21 protein-coding genes and 1 pseudogene are annotated in these 19,515 nt (G+C 54.5%); 9 read left to right on the forward strand and 13 right to left on the reverse strand.

Going from position 1 to position 19,515, the window contains the following annotated elements:
- Positions 1–233 (forward strand): hypothetical protein (locus tag BOA8489_RS20635; RefSeq protein ID WP_217897970.1); only part of this gene is annotated, 233 nt, incomplete at its 5' end.
- Here the strand turns inward: BOA8489_RS20635 and BOA8489_RS18410 are convergent.
- Positions 217–933 carry a GntR family transcriptional regulator gene (locus BOA8489_RS18410; protein WP_093975776.1) on the reverse strand — a complete coding sequence of 239 codons (717 nt, stop codon included), beginning with the start codon at positions 931–933 and terminating at the stop codon, positions 217–219. The genes BOA8489_RS20635 and BOA8489_RS18410 overlap by 17 nt on opposite strands.
- Before the next feature lie 230 nt (positions 934–1,163).
- Here BOA8489_RS18410 and BOA8489_RS18415 point away from each other — a divergent pair, with 230 nt between their 5' ends.
- From BOA8489_RS18415 to BOA8489_RS18435, 5 genes are read left to right on the forward strand one after another with little or no spacing between them, the layout of a single operon-like run.
- The gene (locus tag BOA8489_RS18415; RefSeq protein WP_093975777.1) at positions 1,164–2,150 is read left to right on the forward strand and encodes an ABC transporter ATP-binding protein; all 987 of its coding nucleotides are present in this window, start codon (positions 1,164–1,166) and stop codon (positions 2,148–2,150) included.
- Between the two features lie 32 nt (positions 2,151–2,182).
- Positions 2,183–3,463 carry an ABC transporter substrate-binding protein gene (locus tag BOA8489_RS18420; protein ID WP_093975778.1) on the forward strand — a complete coding sequence of 427 codons (1,281 nt, stop codon included), beginning with the start codon at positions 2,183–2,185 and terminating at the stop codon, positions 3,461–3,463.
- Between the two features lie 59 nt (positions 3,464–3,522).
- A complete protein-coding gene (locus BOA8489_RS18425) occupies positions 3,523–4,386 on the forward strand; it encodes an ABC transporter permease (RefSeq protein WP_093975779.1) in 864 nt (287 codons plus the stop codon).
- A 2-nt stretch (positions 4,387–4,388) separates the two neighbouring features.
- A complete protein-coding gene (locus BOA8489_RS18430) occupies positions 4,389–5,228 on the forward strand; it encodes an ABC transporter permease (protein WP_093975780.1) in 840 nt (279 codons plus the stop codon).
- Positions 5,225–5,893, forward strand: a complete 669-nt coding sequence (locus tag BOA8489_RS18435; protein WP_093975781.1) for an aspartate/glutamate racemase family protein — start codon at positions 5,225–5,227, stop codon at positions 5,891–5,893. Before BOA8489_RS18430 ends, BOA8489_RS18435 begins: the two co-directional genes overlap by 4 nt.
- A 240-nt stretch (positions 5,894–6,133) precedes the next feature.
- Here BOA8489_RS18435 and BOA8489_RS18440 read toward each other — a convergent pair whose 3' ends face one another.
- The 10 genes from BOA8489_RS18440 to BOA8489_RS18485 all read right to left on the reverse strand — a co-directional run bounded on the left by BOA8489_RS18440 (position 6,134) and on the right by BOA8489_RS18485 (position 15,835).
- Entirely contained in the window at positions 6,134–7,354 is a 1,221-nt protein-coding gene (locus BOA8489_RS18440; RefSeq protein WP_093975782.1) for an ATP-grasp domain-containing protein, read from the reverse strand.
- Positions 7,351–8,100: an esterase family protein gene (locus tag BOA8489_RS18445; protein ID WP_217897971.1), complete on the reverse strand. Its 750-nt coding sequence runs from the start codon at positions 8,098–8,100 to the stop codon at positions 7,351–7,353. The genes BOA8489_RS18440 and BOA8489_RS18445 overlap by 4 nt, the downstream gene beginning before the upstream one ends.
- On the reverse strand, positions 8,078–9,334 hold the full coding sequence (locus BOA8489_RS18450; protein WP_093975783.1) for an ATP-grasp domain-containing protein: 1,257 nt from the start codon (positions 9,332–9,334) through the stop codon (positions 8,078–8,080). Before BOA8489_RS18450 ends, BOA8489_RS18445 begins: the two co-directional genes overlap by 23 nt.
- Positions 9,335–9,382: 48 nt before the next feature.
- Positions 9,383–10,543, reverse strand: coding sequence for an alpha/beta hydrolase-fold protein (locus BOA8489_RS18455; RefSeq protein WP_093975784.1), 1,161 nt, complete (start codon positions 10,541–10,543; stop codon positions 9,383–9,385).
- 293 nt (positions 10,544–10,836) lie between these two features.
- Positions 10,837–11,127: a hypothetical protein gene (locus tag BOA8489_RS18460; protein ID WP_093975785.1), complete on the reverse strand. Its 291-nt coding sequence runs from the start codon at positions 11,125–11,127 to the stop codon at positions 10,837–10,839.
- A 129-nt stretch (positions 11,128–11,256) separates the two neighbouring features.
- Positions 11,257–11,493 carry a hypothetical protein gene (locus tag BOA8489_RS18465; RefSeq protein WP_141138338.1) on the reverse strand — a complete coding sequence of 79 codons (237 nt, stop codon included), beginning with the start codon at positions 11,491–11,493 and terminating at the stop codon, positions 11,257–11,259.
- Positions 11,494–11,671: 178 nt separating this feature from the next.
- Positions 11,672–12,088 (reverse strand): globin domain-containing protein, encoded by a 417-nt coding sequence (locus BOA8489_RS18470; protein ID WP_093975787.1) that lies wholly within the window; start codon positions 12,086–12,088, stop codon positions 11,672–11,674.
- A 133-nt stretch (positions 12,089–12,221) separates the two neighbouring features.
- On the reverse strand, positions 12,222–12,539 hold the full coding sequence (locus BOA8489_RS18475) for an antibiotic biosynthesis monooxygenase family protein (RefSeq protein WP_093975788.1): 318 nt from the start codon (positions 12,537–12,539) through the stop codon (positions 12,222–12,224).
- 85 nt (positions 12,540–12,624) lie between these two features.
- Positions 12,625–12,939, reverse strand: coding sequence for a hypothetical protein (locus BOA8489_RS18480; RefSeq protein ID WP_093975789.1), 315 nt, complete (start codon positions 12,937–12,939; stop codon positions 12,625–12,627).
- 214 nt (positions 12,940–13,153) lie between these two features.
- A complete protein-coding gene (locus BOA8489_RS18485) occupies positions 13,154–15,835 on the reverse strand; it encodes a cation-translocating P-type ATPase (protein ID WP_093975790.1) in 2,682 nt (893 codons plus the stop codon).
- Between the two features lie 111 nt (positions 15,836–15,946).
- Between BOA8489_RS18485 and BOA8489_RS20875 the strand changes: the two are divergent.
- Positions 15,947–16,033, forward strand: a pseudogene (locus BOA8489_RS20875) (IS6 family transposase); the annotation flags it as partial.
- Between the two features lie 197 nt (positions 16,034–16,230).
- Here BOA8489_RS20875 and BOA8489_RS18495 read toward each other — a convergent pair.
- Positions 16,231–16,764 (reverse strand): hypothetical protein, encoded by a 534-nt coding sequence (locus BOA8489_RS18495; RefSeq protein WP_141138339.1) that lies wholly within the window; start codon positions 16,762–16,764, stop codon positions 16,231–16,233.
- Between the two features lie 194 nt (positions 16,765–16,958).
- Between BOA8489_RS18495 and BOA8489_RS18500 the strand changes: the two genes are divergently transcribed.
- Complete coding sequence (locus BOA8489_RS18500; RefSeq protein WP_093975793.1) at positions 16,959–17,471, forward strand: hypothetical protein; 513 nt, start codon at positions 16,959–16,961, stop codon at positions 17,469–17,471.
- Positions 17,472–17,769: 298 nt separating this feature from the next.
- Here the strand turns inward: BOA8489_RS18500 and BOA8489_RS18505 are convergent, their stop codons facing one another.
- Positions 17,770–18,006 (reverse strand): hypothetical protein, encoded by a 237-nt coding sequence (locus BOA8489_RS18505; RefSeq protein ID WP_093975794.1) that lies wholly within the window; start codon positions 18,004–18,006, stop codon positions 17,770–17,772.
- A gap of 697 nt (positions 18,007–18,703) precedes the next feature.
- On the opposite strand from BOA8489_RS18505, the gene BOA8489_RS18515 reads away from it, so the two are divergent.
- Complete coding sequence (locus tag BOA8489_RS18515) at positions 18,704–19,165, forward strand: DsrE family protein (protein WP_217897972.1); 462 nt, start codon at positions 18,704–18,706, stop codon at positions 19,163–19,165.
- Positions 19,166–19,515 lie beyond the last annotated feature (350 nt).

Consider the following 19,515-nt stretch of genomic DNA (forward strand, 5'->3'; position numbering starts at 1 on the left):
GAGCCAACCACGTTCAGAAGTCAGGCGATATGATCCCCGTCAATTGGGCCGGAGCACGTCCGCTCTGGGCTCAAAACGGCCATTCGCCGCAAGATGAACCAACGACTGCTATGCGGGACAGAGCCGCCTTTGACGATCAGCATACCAATGACCGCTTTGTGGATGCTATGCCGCAAGCCAAACACGAAAAGTGTAGAGAAAGCTTCTATAGGATGCTCAGCCGCTGGGCTTGAGTAATAGATCCCGCAAGTCATGCTGCACAGCGGGCTGTTCACGCAAGTTAAGCGCTGAATGAAGATCCACGAGGTGACTTTTCATCAGGTCCTCGGCATGGTCGCCATCTTGATCTGCAATTGCTTTGATTAATGCATGATGTGCCTGACTTTCACACAGTGCACTCTCGCGTCGCCAATATAATGCGATGATCAGAGACGATCGCGCTATCAGAACTTTGATCATATCTGCGATCGTTTGTTGTTGGGCGATTCTCGCCACTTCCAAGTGAAACTGTCCGGACAAGAAAAGTGCGCGACCGTGGTTTCCTGCTTTCAAAGCGTCGTGCTCCTGCGCGATATGGCCTTCCAGAAGATCGATGTCCTGAGGTGTCGCCAGTCTTGCGGCGCTGCGTGCGGTGCGTGGCTCCAGAAGTTCGCGGGCTTCAAACACTTCATGCGCCTCGGTGAGGCTGGGCTTGGCGATAAATGCGCCACGGTTGCGCCTGATTTCAACGATTTGTTGGTGAGCGAGGGTCTGCAAGGCCGCCCGTACAATTGTGCGTGATACGCCGTAGATATCCGAAAGTTCATCCTCTCCCAGTTTGGTGCCAGGGGCGATCCAATGCTGGTGGATTGCATGCGAAAGGGCGTTCGCAATCGTATCTTTCGTAATGGGTGCATCCGCCTTTTGCGGTTTTTTAGATGCGGACAATGCCATCGATATCTCCTCATAACCGGCATGCCAGAGGGGTCGCATTTGAACAAGCCTGCTCACACCAAAGACAATGCAATGCAATCTTGTATACAATATAGCGCACAACAATTAACCAATGCCAATTAATTGCGCATGAAATTTATTCAAACCAATTATTTGCAGGCTGTGCCGTGTGCATTTTGTTGCTGTGAACGCGCCTGACCGTGCTTCCTGATGCAGAAGTCGAGGGCAAAATGAACGCTTCAATCCAAGATCTTGAGTTGGTTTCTGTCACAAAACGCTATGGCGCAACCGTGGCCGTCGACGCGATCAACCATCACTTCAGGCCAAGCAGTTACACGTGCTTGTTGGGCCCTTCGGGCTGTGGAAAATCCTCTACCCTTAGGATGATCGCAGGCCATGAAAGCGTGAGCGACGGGGCAATCCTGCTTGCGGGCCGCGATATCTCGCATCTGGCACCGGCCAAACGCGGCACCGCGATGATGTTCCAGAACTACGCCCTCTTCCCGCACCTGAGCGTGACCGACAACGTGGCCTTCAGCCTGAAAATGAAGGGGGTAGATGCGGCTACGCGGCGCGCCCAAGCCCTTGAAATGCTCTCGCTTGTTGATTTGACTGACCTTGCTGACCGCCTACCTGATCAGCTTTCGGGTGGCCAACAACAAAGGGTCGCACTCGCGCGGGCGTTAATCACGCGACCGCAGGTTTTATTGCTGGATGAACCTTTGTCAGCGCTCGATCCGTTCCTGCGAATCCGCATGCGGGGTGAGCTACGCAAGCTGCAAAAAGAGCTTGGGATCAGCTTTGTGCATGTCACGCACGGCCAAGACGAAGCGCTGGCTTTGGCGGACGAAATAATCGTGATGAATAACGCTGTCATTGAACAGGCGGGTGCGGCGCGTGATGTCTTTAATGCCCCAAAGACCCGCTTTGTCGCCCAGTTTATGGGTGGCCATAACGTGATTGCCTTGCCCGAAGGGCAGTTCGCTGTGCGAACCGATGCCGTCGACATCACATCCATTGAAAATGGGATGCTAGAGGCCGTGGTCAAAGCCGTCGAATATCAGGGCACACATGTGTCCCTGTCAGCGCGCATTGCTGGCGATCAGGAAGTGACCGCCCTCCTGACCGATACTGCCTTCTTTTCAAACCCGCATCACCCCGGCGACCGCATCGGTCTGCACTGGGATGCCAATAACCTGCACCAACTGACGGCTTAAGCGCCGCTTTTCCACCGACAAGGAGAGACTACATGACCAAAACCACGAATAATATCTCACGCCGCGGCATCCTGAAAGGTGGTGCTGCAACTGCTGCTTTTGCTGCGGGGTCCACCTTGGGCGCACCCATGATCTGGGCGCAGAACATCAAAGACGTCACACTGCGCCAGTTCGGGACAGGTGTTTCCAACCTCAACGATGTGGCAACCAAGGTGAAAGAAGACCTTGGCTTTACGCTGGAGATGACCGCCCTCGACACCGATAGCGTGACACAGCGCGCCGCCACACAGCCCAACAGCTTCGACATCGCAGACATTGAGTATTTTATCTGCAAAAAAGTCTGGGCGGCAGGCAACCTGCAGGCGATGGATACCTCAAAGATCGACAATTACGACAAGATCGCCGGCACGTTCCGCAGCGGTAAGCTGACGCCAACAAGCGAAATCGCGCAAGGTACTGCACCGCATACTGTCGGATTTACCTCCGGCCCGAATGGAACAGATTTTGTCCAGGAAGAATCCGGTTGGATGACCCTGATCCCTACGATCTACAATGCCGACACCTTGGGTATTCGTCCCGACCTGATCGGTCGCCCAATTAACAACTGGTCAGAACTGCTGAACCCTGAATTCAAAGGCAAAGCATCTATCCTCGATATTTCCTCAATCGGGATCATGGACATGGCGATGGTCGTGGAATCCATGGGTGAATATACCTACCCCGACAAAGGCAACATGACCAAAGAAGAGATCGATTTGACCCTCGGACTCTTTACCGAAGCCAAGAAAAATGGCCAGTTCCGTGCGTTCTGGAAATCCTTCGACGAAAGCGTCAACCTGATGGCTTCTGGCGAAGTCGTCATCCAGTCCATGTGGTCCCCCGCGATCACTGCGGTTCGCGCACAGGGCATTCCTTGTATCTATCAGCCACTGGAAGAAGGTTATCGTTCATGGGGCGGTGGCCTGGGTATCTCGGCCGCGCTGTCTGGTCTCGAACTGGAAGCAGCTTATGAGTACATCAACTGGTACCTCTCCGGTTGGGTTGGCGGCTATCTAATGCGCCAGGGCTATTATTCCGCTGTGCCCGATACATCCAAAGAGTTCATGTCTGCGGATGAATGGGGTTTCTGGTACGAAGGCAAAGCTGCAGAAGGCGACATTCTGTCCCCAACCGGTGCCAAACTGGCCGGTGCAGGCGAAGTCCGCGATGGCGGGTCCTTCCTGGACCGTATGGGTTCGGTGGTTTGCTGGAACTCTGTCATGGACGAGAACCAGTATATGGTCCGCAAGTGGAACGAATTTATCGCGGCTTAAGTCAAACCGAAGAGCGCGCCCGCGTGGCGCGCTCTTTGCGACCTACAAGAGAATAGCTCATGAATAAATTGCGCGAAAACTCTGCTCTGACTGGCTGGCTGATGGTCTCACCACTTGCCTTTGTCTTGCTGTTCTTTCTGGTCCTGCCGATCTTTTTGATCGTTGTCGTCAGTTTCTGGCGGGCAACCGAGTTTTCGATCATTCCGGCTTTTGAGTGGGACAACTACGCTTTCTTGTTCGGCTCGCCGGTCACCTACACCGTCTTTTTCAACACCTTTAAATACGCTTTTGTCACATGGGTTTGCACGCTGCTAATCGGCTTTACGGTGGCTTATTATCTGGCCTTCCATATCCGCAGCCTGACATGGCAGATCGCACTATTCCTGCTCTGCACGATCCCGTTTTGGACCAGCAATATAATCCGCATGATCAGTTGGATTCCGTTTTTGGGGCGCAACGGCATTGCCAATTCCACCTTGATATCCTGGGGCGTCATTGATGAGCCGGTAGAGTGGCTTTTATTCAGCGACTTCGCCGTCATTCTGGCCTTTGTCCACCTTTACACTCTGTTTATGGTCGTACCGATTTTCAACACCATGATGCGGATCGACAAATCCCTGATCGAAGCGGCACGGGATGCAGGCGCAAATGGGGCGCAGATCCTGTGGAATGTCATCATTCCGCTGACCAAGCCGGGGATCATGATTGGGACAATCTTTGTTGTCACTTTGGTGATGGGCGACTTCATCACAGTCCGGTTCATGTCGGGATCACAATCGGCCAATGTGGGACGTCTGATTTCAAACGATATAGCGCTGCTGCAGTACCCGTCCGCTTCGGCGACGGCAATCATCTTGTTGCTCACCGTTCTACTCGTGATCGGCACCATGCTGCGCTTTGTCGATATCCGAAAGGAGCTCTGACGATGGAACCGCGCCCAAGATCATTTTACCTCCTTACGGCATTCTTCGCCCTGTTTATCCTGTTCCTTTACGGGCCGACGATCACTATCGGTATTCTCTCATTCCAAGGCGAAGGCGGTGGGCTGACGTTCCCGATGCGGGGCGTGTCGCTCTATTGGTTCTATGACTTGTTCGAACAGCAAGCAGTTGGCGACATCTGGGGCAGTTTCCGGCGCAGTTTTACGCTTGGGCTGATGGTCATGGTTGTCACGGTTGTTGTATCGGTCATGGGTGGGTTGGCATTCCGCAAAAAGTTCCCCGGATCTAACATCCTGTTTTACCTGATCGTCACGTCACTGGTGATCCCTTCTATACTGATCTCGCTTGGTGTGGGGCTTTTGTTTTCGCAATCTGGGCTGGACGTGCATTGGTCAACATCGGGCTTTGGGTCCCAGCTCACATGGACGTTGCCCTTCGGGCTTTTGATCATGTTTGCTGTCTTCAACCGCTTCGACAAAAGCTACGAAGAAGCCGCCCGTGATCTGGGTGCGAGCCCGTGGCAGACACTCCGCCATGTTGTGTTGCCGATCATCGCACCATCGCTGATTGGTGTGGCACTGTTCGGCTTTACGCTCAGCTATGATGAGTTTGCGCGTACCCTGCTCACATCAGGCAGCTACAACACGCTGCCGCTTGAGATTTACGGGATGACGACAAATGTCACTTCGCCAGTGCTTTATGCGCTTGGAACACTTACGACGCTGTTTTCCCTACTGATCATCGGGGCTTTCCTGGCCTTCGCCCTTCTGGCGAACCGACGTCGCGCAAAGGCCGGGTCTGATGCCGGTAAGGGTTTGTTGTGATCGTTATCATTAACCCCAACAGCACAGCCTCGATGACGCTAGCTATGCTTGAGACGGCGCGCAAAGCCGTCCCCGATATCAAGATCGAAGGGTGGACGTCCCATCATGGCCCACCTGCCATACAAGGGGCAGAAGATGGCGCGGCCGCCGTGCCGCTCTTGCTAGAACTTGTCCGTCAGGCAAATGACCAAGGCGCTTGCGCAATTATCATAGGGTGCTTTGATGACACGGGGCTCAGCGAAGCGCGCGAAATATCAATTTGTCCGGTTATCGGGATCGGTCAAGCAGCGTATCACATGGCCTCATTGATTGGGCCACGCTTCTCGGTTGTTACGACACTGGCGCCTTCGGTGCCTGTCCTTGAAAGCAATTTGGCAACCTACGGCCTGGACAAAAACGTTGGACGGGTCCGCGCCAGCGGCGTGCCAGTGCTTGCGTTAGAAGACGACCGCGAAAACGCAAGTTCGCGCGTGGTGGCAGAGGCGCAAAGAGCGGTTGATGAGGATAACATCCAATGCGTCGTGCTTGGTTGCGCAGGCATGACGAATATTGCTGAGACATACGGCCCAAGCTTTCCCGTCCCGATGATTGACAGCGTATGGGCCGCAATACGCCTAGCGGAAATTCTTTCAGGCCCTATCCAGCCAATGCCCCACGCGATTTGACCATCAGAGCAGTCCTTCGCCGCATTGCCGCAGAACAACGGAATGGGCTCAGAGCTGCCATTCGCTGCAGCGAACACTAATGACTGCAATGCGGGACAGAACAGACTTTTGCATCACGTCCGGGAATGGTCGCTTTGGGCTAAGTGTTTAAGACGGCCACCTTCCCGGATTGGTTCATTCACTTGGTATTGTCTATCCAATCAGCAGAAACACGCTTGCCCAGGATTGGGTGTGGCTCTGTCAGTGCGCGCGGACTTTGATGGTTTCGCCGATCTCATTCAGGATCGATTTGAGCACGTCGAACTCTTCGTGGCGGACGCGCATCCAGGCGTTCGCCATATAGCCGGCTTCAACCTGTTGTGTGTTGGTGCCGGGTTCTGGGAAATGCTGGCCAACCACGTGATCGCCATACTTCTCGAAAATCCGGTCGGTTCCTTCATATCCTGCGATCCGCCCGTCCAGATCCGGACGTAGCGCGATGATACCGCAAGCATAGCGTCGCGACGGACGGACGTCTGTTGTGTGGTGACACACGGCAAGCGCCCATTCGCGGTACAGATCGAATTCGTTTCCGTGGCAATAGCTGTCCCATTGTCCCACACCCGGGGGTCGGCAGCCGATCTCGGAGAATTTGAGACCCTTTGGTCCGAAAAACCATTCCATATGTGTCGGGGAGGTTTCGATGCCCAGTGCAGTGTTTACCCGCCGCCCCATCTCACGAACCTCAGCATAACGGTCACTTTCAACCTCGTTGGTGGAAATCAACTGAGGGGAAATCCAGCGGTGGCGCATCGCCTCAAGTACCCCTGGGTAATAATGCCCAATGAACTCGTGCCTGACCTCGCCGCTCACCGTTAGCGTATCGTAGATGCCCTCATGCCCTTCGATGAATTCTTCAATCGCCGCCGAGGCCCCGTCTGCCACGCCGCTTTGATGGGCGACGTGTTCCAGTTCGTTCTCGCTATTCACGCGGTATGTTCCCGCAGCGCCAGCCGAGTCCCGTGGCTTGATGACCAGGGGATAGCCGACGCGGGTGGCGAAATCCCGGGCCTCGGCCAAGCTTGCGACCGCACCAGACGCTGCTAGGGGTATGCCGGCATTCCTTAGGACGTCCTTCATCGCCACCTTGTCGCGGCAAATGTAGGTCGTGCGCGACGATGTGCCCGGGATGCCACATCGCTCGCGTACATGGGCTGCGGGCATCTGATGGGCCTCGATGGTGCATTCCATCCGGTCGATCCAGACTTTCGACTGAGCGTCACGCACCGCCCATTCCAGCGCGCCTTCGTCGGTAACAGATTTAATCTGTTGATAATGCGTCAGCCAGCCCCGCGTTTCGGGGTCCAGCCAGTTATATGGCCGCTCCCCGACACTGTAGATATTTGCACCGATGCCGTGCAGCGCACGGACAAATTCGCGCTGGTTGTTGGGAAGGGATGGCTCGATAAAGATGATATTCATACGTCTGCCACCTCGGGCACCAATTCGTTGAGATACTTTGGGAGCATCTCTCGCCATGTGGTCCAGTCGTGGTCCCATTCTTGGCCCCAGACATCGACGCGATTGCGCACGCCCTTGGCACCAAGGACGTTGGCCATGCGCCACGCTTCATCGGGGTTTTCCCACCGGCCTTCTCCATAGGCCATCAGGATGAAACGGGCGCGCAGGAGGTCAAGCTGTGGGGCTTCGAGGTCCGGCAGAAACCGCAACGGTGAAGAAAGATAGAAATCCATGTTCCCCTCGAACCCCAGCAGACGTTCAAGGTCGTAGGTGCCACTCATCCCGAGGGCGGCCTTGAAGAGATGCGGGAACCGGCAAGCCACGGCGACCGCATTGAACGCGCCGATAGAGGCTCCGGCAGTAATGATCTCGTGCGCCTTGCCGCCGCAATCCGCATGAATTGCGGGCACGAGTTCCTCGGCGACGTAGACCTCGAACCCGTTGAGAAGCCAACAGCGGTGTTCAGTTGAACCTTCTTTGTTTGCCAGGGCGCGGCCGGCGACACTGTCGCAGGAATAGACCTTGATCCGCCCAGCCTCGATCAGCGACCAGACGGCCCCGATCACACCCATTCTTTCGACCTCTTCCGCGTCTCCGCCAGCGGTGGGAAAAAGCAGCACGGGCTGGCCGAAATGGCCCCAGCGCACCAGTGAGATGTCTTGTCCGACCCGGTCAGAGTACCACCTACTGGAAGTCTTTATCTCCATGGATTCCCTCCTTGGCGCGCCAATCCTGAATACGGTTCCAGAAGAGTTCGGTGAACTCCTCGTGCTCGTGCTTGGGAAAGAGCGACGCCACTTTCTGGTGGATCGCGTCGCGCATCACATCGGAGCCAAAAAAGTCATAGGCCAGCTCATCGAGGTGGGACAGGTTTTTACGGCAGAAGGTGCGGAACTTCTCGGTTTCGAACCGTTTGTTGGCAATGGCGGCATAGGCCTTGAGCTTTTCGGCCTGTGTCCGGTCGCTGTCTGCGATCTTGATGAACGGGTCCCATTCCATGTTTTTATGCATCGTGCGATCGGTGACCGCGCAATAGATCGACCAGCGCAGGTTGGCTTTGATGAGCCATGGGAAATGGTAGTGCAGCGAGGTCACCTGGCTGTCCGGACAAGCGTTGGCGAAGTCGATGGGATGCCATGTGCCGTTCTGCAAAAGCGACTCGGCGGAGTTGAAATCCCAGCCAAAGAAGCTGTTGATAGTCAGGCCGATGTCGATCAGCTCTTCTTCGTGCTCGGCCGAGAGAAAGCCTTGCTCCATCCTGTAGCGGTCATGCAGGGGTGCCCCCGGATCGTAGTTCACGATGCGGAATTGCGGCCCCAGACCCACGCAGCGCACAAACCGTTCATGCGGCAGAACGGCCTTTTGCAGATTCATGATCTCGGTGCCGCTGGCGTCATAGGCCTGATGCAGGTCCTGCGCGTCGTCGATCTTGGTGACGCCCTTCCAGCCACCACCGTGAAAGGGTTTCATGAAGAACGGATAGCCAATTTTTTCGCCGATCTCATTCAGCGAGAACATCTTGGCATATTTCTGGAGAGTTACTTCCAGATCGTCCTGGTTTTCGTAGGCCTTGGGCGGCAACATCCAAGTTTCCGGCACTGCAAGGCCGAGACGCAACATCGCCGCATAGGACGTGTGCTTTTCGTTGGACTGAAGCGACCACGGATTATTGTAAACGTAGAGATCATTCAGCACGACGGCTTTCTTGATCCATTCGCGGCTGACCGAGTACCAATGTGTCAAGCGGTCGATAACGACGTCGTATTTGACTGGCTGTGCAAGGTTGAAAGGTTCTATCGTGACCCTTTCGCAACTGACTTTGACCTGATCGCTGCCGTGCCGGATATTCAAGTCCAACACTTCCAGAAGGCCTTCGTAACAGATCGGCCAACAGATGTCGGCCCCTAGTGACAAACCGATTTGCGCTGTACGTTTAGCCATGTCTCTTCCCCCGAGAATATTCTAGACAGACCGGCTCTACACCGGCTCCTAGTCGCCCATGTTTTCACCCAAGGTCCAGAGAAGTCCGTCACGCAATTGATCGCGCCAGTTGTGCCAGTGATGACCGTCCCATTCAGTGTTGAACAGAACATCTACCCCGTGGTCTTGCAAGAATGTTGCGAGGGCTCGATTCTCGTCCGCCAGCCCCTCTAACTCGCCGGTGGAGACATATGCGCGCGTTTTGGGCAGCTGCGGCGCCCGCTGCAACGCTTCAACAAGCCGCGCGGCACGGTGAAACACAGGGTGCGGACGCGAGGCAAGCTTGTTTTGATCAGTCACAAAAGTACCTGAATTCAGGATCAGGCCGCCAAATACTCCCGGAAATCGAAAGGCGGTCGAAATCGAGGCCACAGCGCCAAGACTCGCACCGAGCAACACCCGTTTCGCGGGATCTGCAGTAATACTGTAATTCGTCGTCATCAGTGGCAATAGATCGCCGACCAAGTACCGCGCATGGCGCCGCCCACGGGGGTATTCGCCCATACGGTCGTCGGTCTGGATGAGAACTGCGATTAGGCCCGGTACGTCACCCGAATAGATCAGGTTATCAAGCGAGACTGACAGGTTTGCAAAACTGTCAAACTCCTGACCGTCGTGGATCACCACTAAGGGATAGGCACGATCGGGCGTGTAACCATAGGGCAAATAGACCATTTCGTTGCGCGTCTGACCGAAGACCAGACTGTCGACACTCAGTGTTTCGAGATTCCCGGCAGGCGCACCCAGTGGGCGGGTCCAGTCGGGGCGTTCGTACCCAAATGTGCAACAGACTGAGTTCGCCCCAAATGGATCGCGCGCCTTAAGACTATTCAAAGGATCGAGGATCAGGTCCTCGTGAGCTCCATGAGCGATCGCGAGCTTGTATTCGAAACGCCCGTTGTCTTCTACTGGCAGCGTGATGACCCACAAGTCAGTCCCGTCCAATGGACGGAAGGGATCGCGGCTGCTGCCAGCGTAGATCCAGCGCGCCAGTTCAACCCGGCTCGCCTGACCACGCCAAACGAAGGTCACGCGCCCTGGTTCGACCAAAGGAAAGTCGTTATCGGCCACAAATCCGTCGATGGCGGCGGCGTCAGGCGTGCCAGAGCGAAAAAGAGGCCCAAGCACGTTAGGTACATCCTTCAACGTCGGCGCTGGAATATGGTTCATCGGAACTGCATCTCTGGTTTTTCAGGCAGGGCAAATTCCATACCGGCTAGGATATGCAGCTATTACGCTGTCAGCCCGCTTTCAAGCCGGCCTCCCGTGAGTTCAGCAGTCTGTTCGACCACGGTAAGCGGACAAAGTTGCCATTGGAAGATTAGTTAGGATCGTCGAAAGTCGATGGTGCGCGGGCCACAATCAGTGGTCGGCGTGCAATTCAGGCCGTTTTGGCAGAGACTTACCTGCAGTTTGCGCTCTCGCTACATTTGGTGCTGTTTCAGAAAAACTGTGTCATCCGTTTAGATTTCCGCCAATACTTCCCCCATCATTTCGCCAGTCATCCGGCTGTGATCCTCGGCCCGCACATCGTTGCGCACTCTCTCGATGAACTCAACTGCAGCATCCCGGGTTGTTCGATTTGGCCATTCCGAAATCGCGGCAATCGTCCTGTCACTCGTCCGAATTACTTGAACTCTATCAGCTCCCAGGTCTTTCAAAGCCGGCAAGCGCTTCTCACGCACCCGCATCATAAAAAGATCAAAATCGGAGCCGTCCAGAACCTCCCAGGTCGTTATGGTCGTGTATTTCATAGCCTCCACCTTCGCTCACAAAGCTGCATCTTAGCACAGAGGAAGCAATTTCTCATTAATTGGGCACGATGCGCTCGCGCGAGTAAAAAAGCTGCGAATATTGGCGCAATCTGAAAATGAGCGAAGGTCTTAGCTTCTTTTCACCATTGACCAGCCCGCCACCGCCATCCCGATGCCTATGCCAACTCCAGAAAGACCAATGAAGAGTATGGCCAGCCCCCAAAACACCCACGATTGATCGGGCTCATCAAGAACCGAAAAAACACCCCAAATATAGCCACCGATGGCCCAGAGCCCTACCAGCGTAACTAGGCACCCGAGGCTGCAAAGCGTCCAGCCAGTTACTTTGCTCCAAGTTCGTGACATTTGGTTATCCTGCAAGACAAACTCGATGCCAGCAAGTGAGAGCCCAAAACGCCTCTTAAATCCGGTCAGTCTGATTACAAGGCCACGGAGTATCGTCGAAGGGTTCGAGGGTGCCATAGAGCAAATTCGGTCAAACGACTATAACGCCGACAAAGAGAACGCTCAAGAATCGGCGGAATTAGGAAATCCCTCCAGCCCGCACCATTGCAGATGAGATTTTGGCATAAGCCCCTCGCCAGGCTTTTTCGAGTTCCGGGGTGAATCCGTCTCTAAGAGTATGCCTCAGAGTGTCGACTAAGGCTTCTTCCATGGGCGCAAAATTTTCTGCACGCACTCCGAGGTTAGCGTGATAGCCGCCAAGTTCAGCCAACCGCTCCGTGTCGCCATTGGCATCTTGGATATTCAGAACCAACTCACGCAGAGTTGTCATGAATCGCATGCCCTGTCCGGCAAGGTCATCTCGAAACAATTCGCGCAGCTCTGGTGCGCGCACAAAGAGGGCATCGTAGAAGTATGTTGAGAACCGGTCGAAGTCGGACTCCAAACGTTCAAAACTTTCCTTCAAAAGCCTTTCTTCATTTGTCTCAGTAGACATAGAAATCTCCCATCTATTGGAACGATCTGACTATAGCACACATTAAAAAGGTCTTTTTTTGCTCGCTCCTAGCGGAACCGGCGTCCGCTCTGGGCTCAAAACGTTCATTCGCTCTTCGAGCACCGGACGGCTCTCAGAAGACTCCCGCCACCTCATACATCACCGGCTCGAACCGTGTGGAGAACCCTGCAATCTCGCGATTTCGTGCCCGCATTTCATCGCTGCGTAGCATCGCCTGAAAGTCCTCGCGCCGCGCCCATTGCGAATAGTTGGCTATCCGCGTCTGTGCGTCGTTAACGTGCAGACCCACGGCGATGAAGCCGGGCTGTTGTGAGATGAAGTCACTATAGGCACTCTGCAACTTGTCCATAAGATCGGCGCAGGTGCCTGGGGAGCATTCGAAAGTAGTGATAACTGTTTGACATGCGGAGGCTGAATCAATCTTGAGCATCGGGTCCTCCTCCCTTGCAGCTTAGCAGTTACCGCACCGTGTCGCGCGGCTAGACGCCAGATTGCCGGGCGCCTGAGCAATCTTGCTAGTCGACGAGCCGGAAGACTTCCCAGTAGGTAGATCCGGACACAATCACCTCGCCAAAGCTCTTGCCCCACTCCGCATGCATCTCAATCGAGGCAATCTTGTCAAAAAATGCATCCAGCTCGGCAAGGTTGCTGATTTCGACTTCATTTTGGATGATAGCTTCCTTGGCACCAACAGAACCCGTCAGCGTGCGAGTTCGGGCCATATCAACATCGGTCTGAGCTCCAATCTGCTCATTCCACTCATCAAGCAACGCGAGCGCTCCACTCTTATGGCCGAACTTCGCCTCGCACGTCCATCTTGCGACCATCATCTTCAAGCCCCCCTATTAAGCGCGCATTTTCATAAACGCGTGAAATCAATATGGCACCATACCACAAAAGCACGTAGTTTGGTTCAGATATCACTAGGGCAGATTCCTTAACGTCCGCTCTGGGCTCGGAGCGGTCGTTCGCTGCACTTTGCATGAACGTCCGCTTACGAACCTATTGTAAGGGAAATCGGCGCTTGGGTAGAATGTTGTCCCATTACCAGGTTAACCAGCGCAGGACAAAAGAGTTGCCACGGCGGACAAGGACTCTGCGGACCTCATCGCCGATGAATATGGCCAACGCAAATGGTACGGACAGCATGAGGTGCCAGACTTCAAGCGGCGCGGTTCCAAAGAAGGTGTTCAAGGCCGGGATGTAGGCGATGCCGGTCAGAAGCAAAAGCTCAAAGGCGATTCCCACCAGCACCAGTCGGTTTGAAAATAATCCAACAGTAAACAGGCTTTGTGTCCGTGTCCGGCAAATGATCACATCGGCGACCTGGCAGATGATGATTGACGCAAAGAACCCGGTGATTGCGGTGCGGTAAAGCGGGTCGGAATTGGCCAGATCCTGTCCCCATTCCCAGCCACCTGTGAAGAGGATGGTGAAGTAAGTAAAGAACCCTGCCGCGGCTTGCATCATTCCGACCACGCCATAGCTCATGATCAGCAGGTTGCGGCTGAGCAAACGCTCGCCCCGCGGCCTTGGCTTCCGTTTCATCACGTCGGTTTCCGGCTTTTCCGCACCCAGCCCGAGGGCGGGGACGATGTCTGTCCCAAGGTCAATGCTCAGGATCAGGATGACCGTCAGGGGCAACGGAATATCGAGCAGCACGAAGGCGATAAATGGCAGGATTTCGGGAATGTTCGAGGTCAGGATATAGGCAATGAATTTCTTGATATTGTCAAAGATCGTGCGGCCTTCCTCGACCGCAGCGACGATGGTGGCGAAATTGTCGTCCATCAGCACCATGTTGCTGGCTTCCTTGGCGACATCCGTGCCCATCACACCCATGGCGACGCCCATATCGGCATTCTTGAGGGCAGGTGCGTCGTTCACACCGTCACCGGTGACGGTGACGATCTCGCCGTTTGCCTGCAGTGCCTGGACCACCTGGAGTTTCTGTGCCGGGGCGATGCGGGCAAAGATGATCTCGGGCTCGTCGCGCAGTACCTTCTGAAGTTGTTCGTCCGACATTTGCGACAATTCATCGCCCTGCACCACACGCCCGTGCGGACCCATCATCCCGATTTGCCCGGCAATTGTCTTGGCGGTCAGGCCAAAGTCACCAGTGAGCATGATGACCCGGATGCCTGCCGACACGCAGCGGTTCAGGGCCTCGGGCACCTCGGGGCGGGGCGGATCGATCATGCCGGTCAGGCCAAGAAAAACATAGCCCTCTTCGTGGACCGTATCGCGGTCGCCAGTGCGGGCAGCAAAACCGAGGCCACGTTCGCCCCGTCCGGCCAGCTTATGATAGGCATCTACGATGTCCTGGCGTCGATCCGGTGTCAGGTCGAATTCCTCGCCGTTCAGGGCAACGCGGTCGCACATGGCCAGAACGACCTCGGGGGCGCCTTTCAGATAGGCCCGCGGCCCGCTGCCATCGTCGGTGACCGTGATCATCCGCTTGGTGACAGAATTGAATGGTTGCTCGGCGATCTCCTCAACTTTGCGCAGCGCGGTTGGATCGGTGTGGTTCCCGGCGAAGAGCAGCAGGGCACCCTCGGTCGCATCACCCGCATAGCCGTCATCGGTCAGATAGGCATTGTTGCAGACGCACATGACCTGCAAGAGCCGCTTGAATGCAGCTGCATTGGCAACATCCATATCGTCGGCGCGGTAAGCATCACCGCCGACAACAACCGTGTTCACGCCAAGCCGGTTCTGGGTCAGCGTGCCGGTCTTGTCGGTGCAGATCACCGTTGTCGAGCCAAGGGTTTCCACGCTTTCAAGGTTCTTGATTAGCGCGTTCTTCTGCGCCATCCGGCGGCTTGCCATCGTCAGGCTCAACGTCACCGTGGGCAGCAGCCCCTCGGGCACATTCGCCACGATGATACCGATGGCGAAGATCAGGCTGCCAATCACGTTATTCCCGATGGCCACTGACACGCCGAAAAAGCTGATACCCAGAAAGATTGCTATGAAGCTGATCACCTTGATGAAGTACTCCAATTCTTTGTGGATGGGCGTTTCCGTATCCTTGGTGGCCTTGGTCAGTTCGACAATACCGCCGATCTGGGTGTTCATTCCGGTTTCGACCAGCACCACCTTGCCTTCGCCGTTCTGCACAAGGCTGCCTGAAAAGACCATGTTGGGGCTTTCCAGCATCGCGCTGGCCGATTTACCCGCGTCCAGCAATTGCGGCTCGCTCTCGCCGGTCAGGCTGGAATTGTCGACTTTCAGTTCCTTGGCATAGATCAGCCGCCCATCTGCGGGGACACGGTCGCCCTCGTTCAACACAATTACATCACCGGGAACGAGGTCACCGGCGAGGATTTCTTGCGGGCGACCGTCCCGGATGGCGGTGATCATCGAGGGCAGCATATTCTTAAAGCTGTCCATGATGCGTTCGCTCTGGTGCTCCTGAAAATAGGTAAAACCGGCGTTCAAGAGCACGACTGTGATCAGAGCAATCGCAATGTAAAGATTTCCCTGGCCGGGGTCTAACCGCTCCGCCGTCATCGCGAGGGCCCCGCCAACAATCAAAAGAACAGCAAAGAAATTCTTGAACTGCATGAGGAACTTGAGCAATTCCAGCGTGTCCTTGGACACTTTCAATTCGTTGGCCCCAAAGCGCGCCATCCGCAATTTCGCTTCTTCGTCCGTTAGCCCGTTTGGGGTGCTGGATAATCGCTCAAGTGCATTTTCCAGCGTTCCTGTGTGCCAGTCTGACATCTATTGGTCCCCGCGTTCTGCCCGGGATCACGTTGGCGATTTTTCACCTGACTTCCCTGATCCAAATCAAGGTCAAAAGCGACGCGTAGGGTGGTTCCATAGCCTCATCGGATGACAAAACGAAGCCCATTTCGCTATTTCAAAACTGGCCCCGTGATCATCTGGCTGGCGGTGATGCTGTACGTTCTATTTCCGCTATACACCTATCACCAAAAACATTATCGCTGGGATGGGGTCGTCAGTTGAGGGCTGCCACGTCATTGCAAAGGAGACGCCAAATATGGCGATGATGCCAACCATCAGTGACCAATAAATCGTCCAATAGCCCCATCGCGCCAGAAGCACCCCGAAAAGCGCAAGGCAACCAAATATGAGCGACAAGAAGCCTGGGAAACTCATCGATCGACGCCAGAAAAGTCTGGCAAACGCTTCAAGCGTTGCTGAAAGTCCCCGTCGCGGCCAACAGCACTCAGGTAGAACCGGTGTAAGGCTACTTCTTCGGGATCTCCGGGATATGCCTCTGCTATTTTCGCGACAGAATAGCCCATTTCTGTAAGGATGCTTCTCCGGTCGAATGATAGAGAAAAGTTGAAGGGTTCTCCCTCTGACACAAGCGTCTCGCAGTTTTCGCGGCTGAAATAACTGCCATTGTGAAGCCATGCGGATGCCTCATCCACAAATTGGCAGAGATAGGGATTCAACGTGTTGACCGCCACGTAAAGAAAGCATCGTGATCGTTCACGGTAGATTTGCGTACCAGGGCTGTTGAACAAGAACCGCGACTCTGCGTCTGGAGATATTTGCACGCAGAGTTCGTGGGAGCCGAAATCAAGAGCCATAGCCGTGTAGGCAGACTCGAAGGTGTTGGGTTCCCGCGTTTCGGCCTTCGCAGCGCGCGGCGCAAGCACGACAAGCAGGACCATGGCCATCCCGGTGGCCCACTTCATTTGATCATCGATTTTTCAGTCTTTCCCATAGCTACGCCCTTATGGAAGGATGTAAATCTGCGCTGGCTATAGCTTATACCATTTGTCCATCGATTGCAGGCTTCACGAATAGGAGCAGTCAAAATTTCTCATATGAAATTTGATCGTCTTGAACAGACCAGATCAAGAAGGGGACTATGGCCACTTTTACCTACCATCACAGCAAGAAGAACCTTGTCTGGATCATTGGGTTGCTAACAGCCCTTTTGGGGGTATTTGGTTTTGCTGTTCTTTTCGGTGCAGGCTTCGATCCAAACTCAAGTGATTTCTTATGGGCTGTCGTGGTTGGTCTTTCCCTTTTGGTGAGCATTGCAGCGTTCGGATGGATACTCTGGAAAAATCCGCGGGCAGTCGTCGTCGGCGATATTGGCATTTACAATCCCTTGGTATTCAAGCGCCCGCTGCGATGGGACGAAATTCATAGAATCCGTCGTGTTCGAGTGCGGCGAGCACTATACGGTGAGAGGGACTGGCTCATTGTTGAGCCATCGCCTGGAATCCTGGCGCCTCTTCGTATGCCAACTTGGCGTCGATTGGAGTTGTGGCTGCAAAAGCAGCATGGCGTTTGTATTCCGCTTCATGGACTTGAAGGTGACGCCGACGAGATCGTCCGTTCCGTTGAACGCTTTCGGCCGGTGACCAGACAGTGACTTTGCACTATTGGCCCAGGAAAGGATGAGCCAAGCGCTTCCTCATTCCAGTCATAGAATCTGAAGGCTTCTCAACAGGAAGCGCGAGGGCTTGTGCCCGGTGCTGCACGGCGGCAAAATCAGTATCATCTTTGAGCTTCACAAATACCAGATGAGGTTCGGGCTAGGATACTATCCTGCCACGCAACACTCTTTATGCCGCGCGCAACATCAATGGACGAGCCGACAATAACAGGAAGGCCAGCCTGCGCAGAAATAGGCTGCGACAAGTTGCGCAATTTGGAAAGGGGCGAAGGTCTCAGCTTCTTTGCACCATTGACCAGCCTGCCATCACCATCCCGATGCCTATGCCAACTCCAGAAAGACCGATAAAAAGGATGGCCAGCCCCCAAAACACCCATGATTGATCAGGCTCATCAAGAACCGAAAGAACGCCCCAAATGTAACCACCGATGGCCCAAACCCCGATCAGTGTTATGAGGCACCCGAGGCTGCAAAGCGTCCAGCCAAACAGTTTTCTCCAGTTCCGTGACATATTGTAATCTTAAGAAACTTAAACGACGCCAGCAAATCAGTTTGGCTCAAACGAGATGAAGGTGTGCCGTCGCCGCATTGGATGAAACCTGGAAAGAAGCATCCAATAGGACAGAGTGCGAACAGTGCCAGCGACAACACGCTCAAAGTGTATCCCTCTTTGGAACTTCGTCATTGCGTTACATCAATCAAAGTCGCCTTCTCGCCAGAGTCACCTGGACCAAAAATCTTTGCGATTGCTGAAAGGATCAGAATTATTCAAGTGGTCTTTCTTCCCCGCGACTTCGGCATGCCAACGAGCAGCCTGTGGCCAACCATAGCACCCTCGCCATACATCTCACCGGCAGACTCGATTGCGGGAATGATGAGTGAGAAGAATGACGCCGATAGCGATCGCCAATGACTGGTTCGACGATAATCAGTGCTCGCCGCAATTGACCATGCCGCGCTTGCACAAGTCCGGTTTGTCCGCAAAGCGGACCTTGATGCGCCTCACAACGAATGACTGCTTTGCGGGACAATGCCGCCTTTCACTGTAGACAATGAAAACCGTCTTGTGCGTAGTAAACATTCTGCCTTGCGCGAAATAAATGCATAGATCATGATCTATGCATGCATCCCAATCGAGTGCCTCTATGCACCCTTGGTTCTGTGGGAGCATGAACGTGAGCCCATAAAGGGCACCTTGGGAGGAAATCATGAACTTTACTCGTACCTTTGTCGCCTTGCTGGCTATGTGTTGGGCGCTTGCTGGCATTCCGGCATCAGCTCACGACGATGCGCCGCCCCACGAAATACATAAGATCGTTATTCAGGTCAGTGATAACAGCGAGGGCACATTTACGAAGGTCCTTAACAACGCTTCAAACATGTCAAACTTCTTCCTAACACGAGGGGAAGAGTACGAAATTGAAATCGTTGCATATAATGCTGGCCTTCACATGTTACGCACCGACACCTCACCTGTGCTGGAGCGCATCCAAAGCTTCACCGACAGCGTGCCCAATGTGACCATCTCCGCCTGCGGAAACACGATCAAAGGAATGAGCAAGCAGGCGGGAAGGGATATTGAAATCGTGCCCAACGCTCGCGTGGTTCCCGGTGGGATCGTTCGTCTCATGGAGTTAAGCGACCAAGGCTACTTCATGATCCGTCCTTGAAAACCCGTGAAGCGCCGGATTCGGGACGCGGCGACTAATCTCCTTTGATTACATACTGAAGGCGATTTGGCCGGTTGGAGTGTCGGTGCTTTCCGACCGGCCTCGAAGAGATCTGAGGGATCTAACGCGGAACTCAAGGACCGCTTTGGGCTCATTTAAGACCTTCGCTACGCTTAGCACGAAGGTCCGCTTTGGGCCGGGAGCACCAATACCCGGAAGTGGTATCAGGCTACTTTTTATGCGCAAGCAGTTGGGGCAAGACACCGCCGACAATTCCAAACGACCGTAGCCGGAAAGGAATGATTGCATTGAAGCGTTTGATGCAAGAGGTTCCAGATAATCGCCGAAGG

The sequence above is a fragment of the Boseongicola aestuarii genome (assembly GCF_900184815.1).
Taxonomy (GTDB): domain Bacteria; phylum Pseudomonadota; class Alphaproteobacteria; order Rhodobacterales; family Rhodobacteraceae; genus Boseongicola; species Boseongicola aestuarii.

Bases quoted from the DNA above. Each gene is read 5' to 3' on its own strand.
- BOA8489_RS18415 (WP_093975777.1), top strand. From the start codon at position 1,164: ATGAACGCTTCAATCCAAGATCTTGAGTTGGTTTCTGTCACAAAACGC.
- BOA8489_RS18500 (WP_093975793.1), top strand. From the start codon at position 16,959: ATGGCCACTTTTACCTACCATCACAGCAAGAAGAACCTTGTCTGGATC.
- BOA8489_RS18485 (WP_093975790.1), bottom strand. From the start codon at position 15,835: ATGTCAGACTGGCACACAGGAACGCTGGAAAATGCACTTGAGCGATTA.
- BOA8489_RS18470 (WP_093975787.1), bottom strand. From the start codon at position 12,088: ATGTCTACTGAGACAAATGAAGAAAGGCTTTTGAAGGAAAGTTTTGAA.
- BOA8489_RS18450 (WP_093975783.1), bottom strand. From the start codon at position 9,334: ATGGCTAAACGTACAGCGCAAATCGGTTTGTCACTAGGGGCCGACATC.
- BOA8489_RS18480 (WP_093975789.1), bottom strand. From the start codon at position 12,939: ATGATGGTCGCAAGATGGACGTGCGAGGCGAAGTTCGGCCATAAGAGT.
- BOA8489_RS18460 (WP_093975785.1), bottom strand. From the start codon at position 11,127: ATGAAATACACGACCATAACGACCTGGGAGGTTCTGGACGGCTCCGAT.
- BOA8489_RS18515 (WP_217897972.1), top strand. From the start codon at position 18,704: ATGAACTTTACTCGTACCTTTGTCGCCTTGCTGGCTATGTGTTGGGCG.
- BOA8489_RS18425 (WP_093975779.1), top strand. From the start codon at position 3,523: ATGAATAAATTGCGCGAAAACTCTGCTCTGACTGGCTGGCTGATGGTC.
- BOA8489_RS18465 (WP_141138338.1), bottom strand. From the start codon at position 11,493: ATGTCACGAACTTGGAGCAAAGTAACTGGCTGGACGCTTTGCAGCCTC.
- BOA8489_RS18420 (WP_093975778.1), top strand. From the start codon at position 2,183: ATGACCAAAACCACGAATAATATCTCACGCCGCGGCATCCTGAAAGGT.
- BOA8489_RS18455 (WP_093975784.1), bottom strand. From the start codon at position 10,543: ATGAACCATATTCCAGCGCCGACGTTGAAGGATGTACCTAACGTGCTT.
- BOA8489_RS18495 (WP_141138339.1), bottom strand. From the start codon at position 16,764: ATGGCCATGGTCCTGCTTGTCGTGCTTGCGCCGCGCGCTGCGAAGGCC.
- BOA8489_RS18430 (WP_093975780.1), top strand. From the start codon at position 4,389: ATGGAACCGCGCCCAAGATCATTTTACCTCCTTACGGCATTCTTCGCC.
- BOA8489_RS18475 (WP_093975788.1), bottom strand. From the start codon at position 12,539: ATGCTCAAGATTGATTCAGCCTCCGCATGTCAAACAGTTATCACTACT.
- BOA8489_RS18505 (WP_093975794.1), bottom strand. From the start codon at position 18,006: ATGTCACGGAACTGGAGAAAACTGTTTGGCTGGACGCTTTGCAGCCTC.
- BOA8489_RS18410 (WP_093975776.1), bottom strand. From the start codon at position 933: ATGGCATTGTCCGCATCTAAAAAACCGCAAAAGGCGGATGCACCCATT.
- BOA8489_RS18445 (WP_217897971.1), bottom strand. From the start codon at position 8,100: ATGGAGATAAAGACTTCCAGTAGGTGGTACTCTGACCGGGTCGGACAA.
- BOA8489_RS18440 (WP_093975782.1), bottom strand. From the start codon at position 7,354: ATGAATATCATCTTTATCGAGCCATCCCTTCCCAACAACCAGCGCGAA.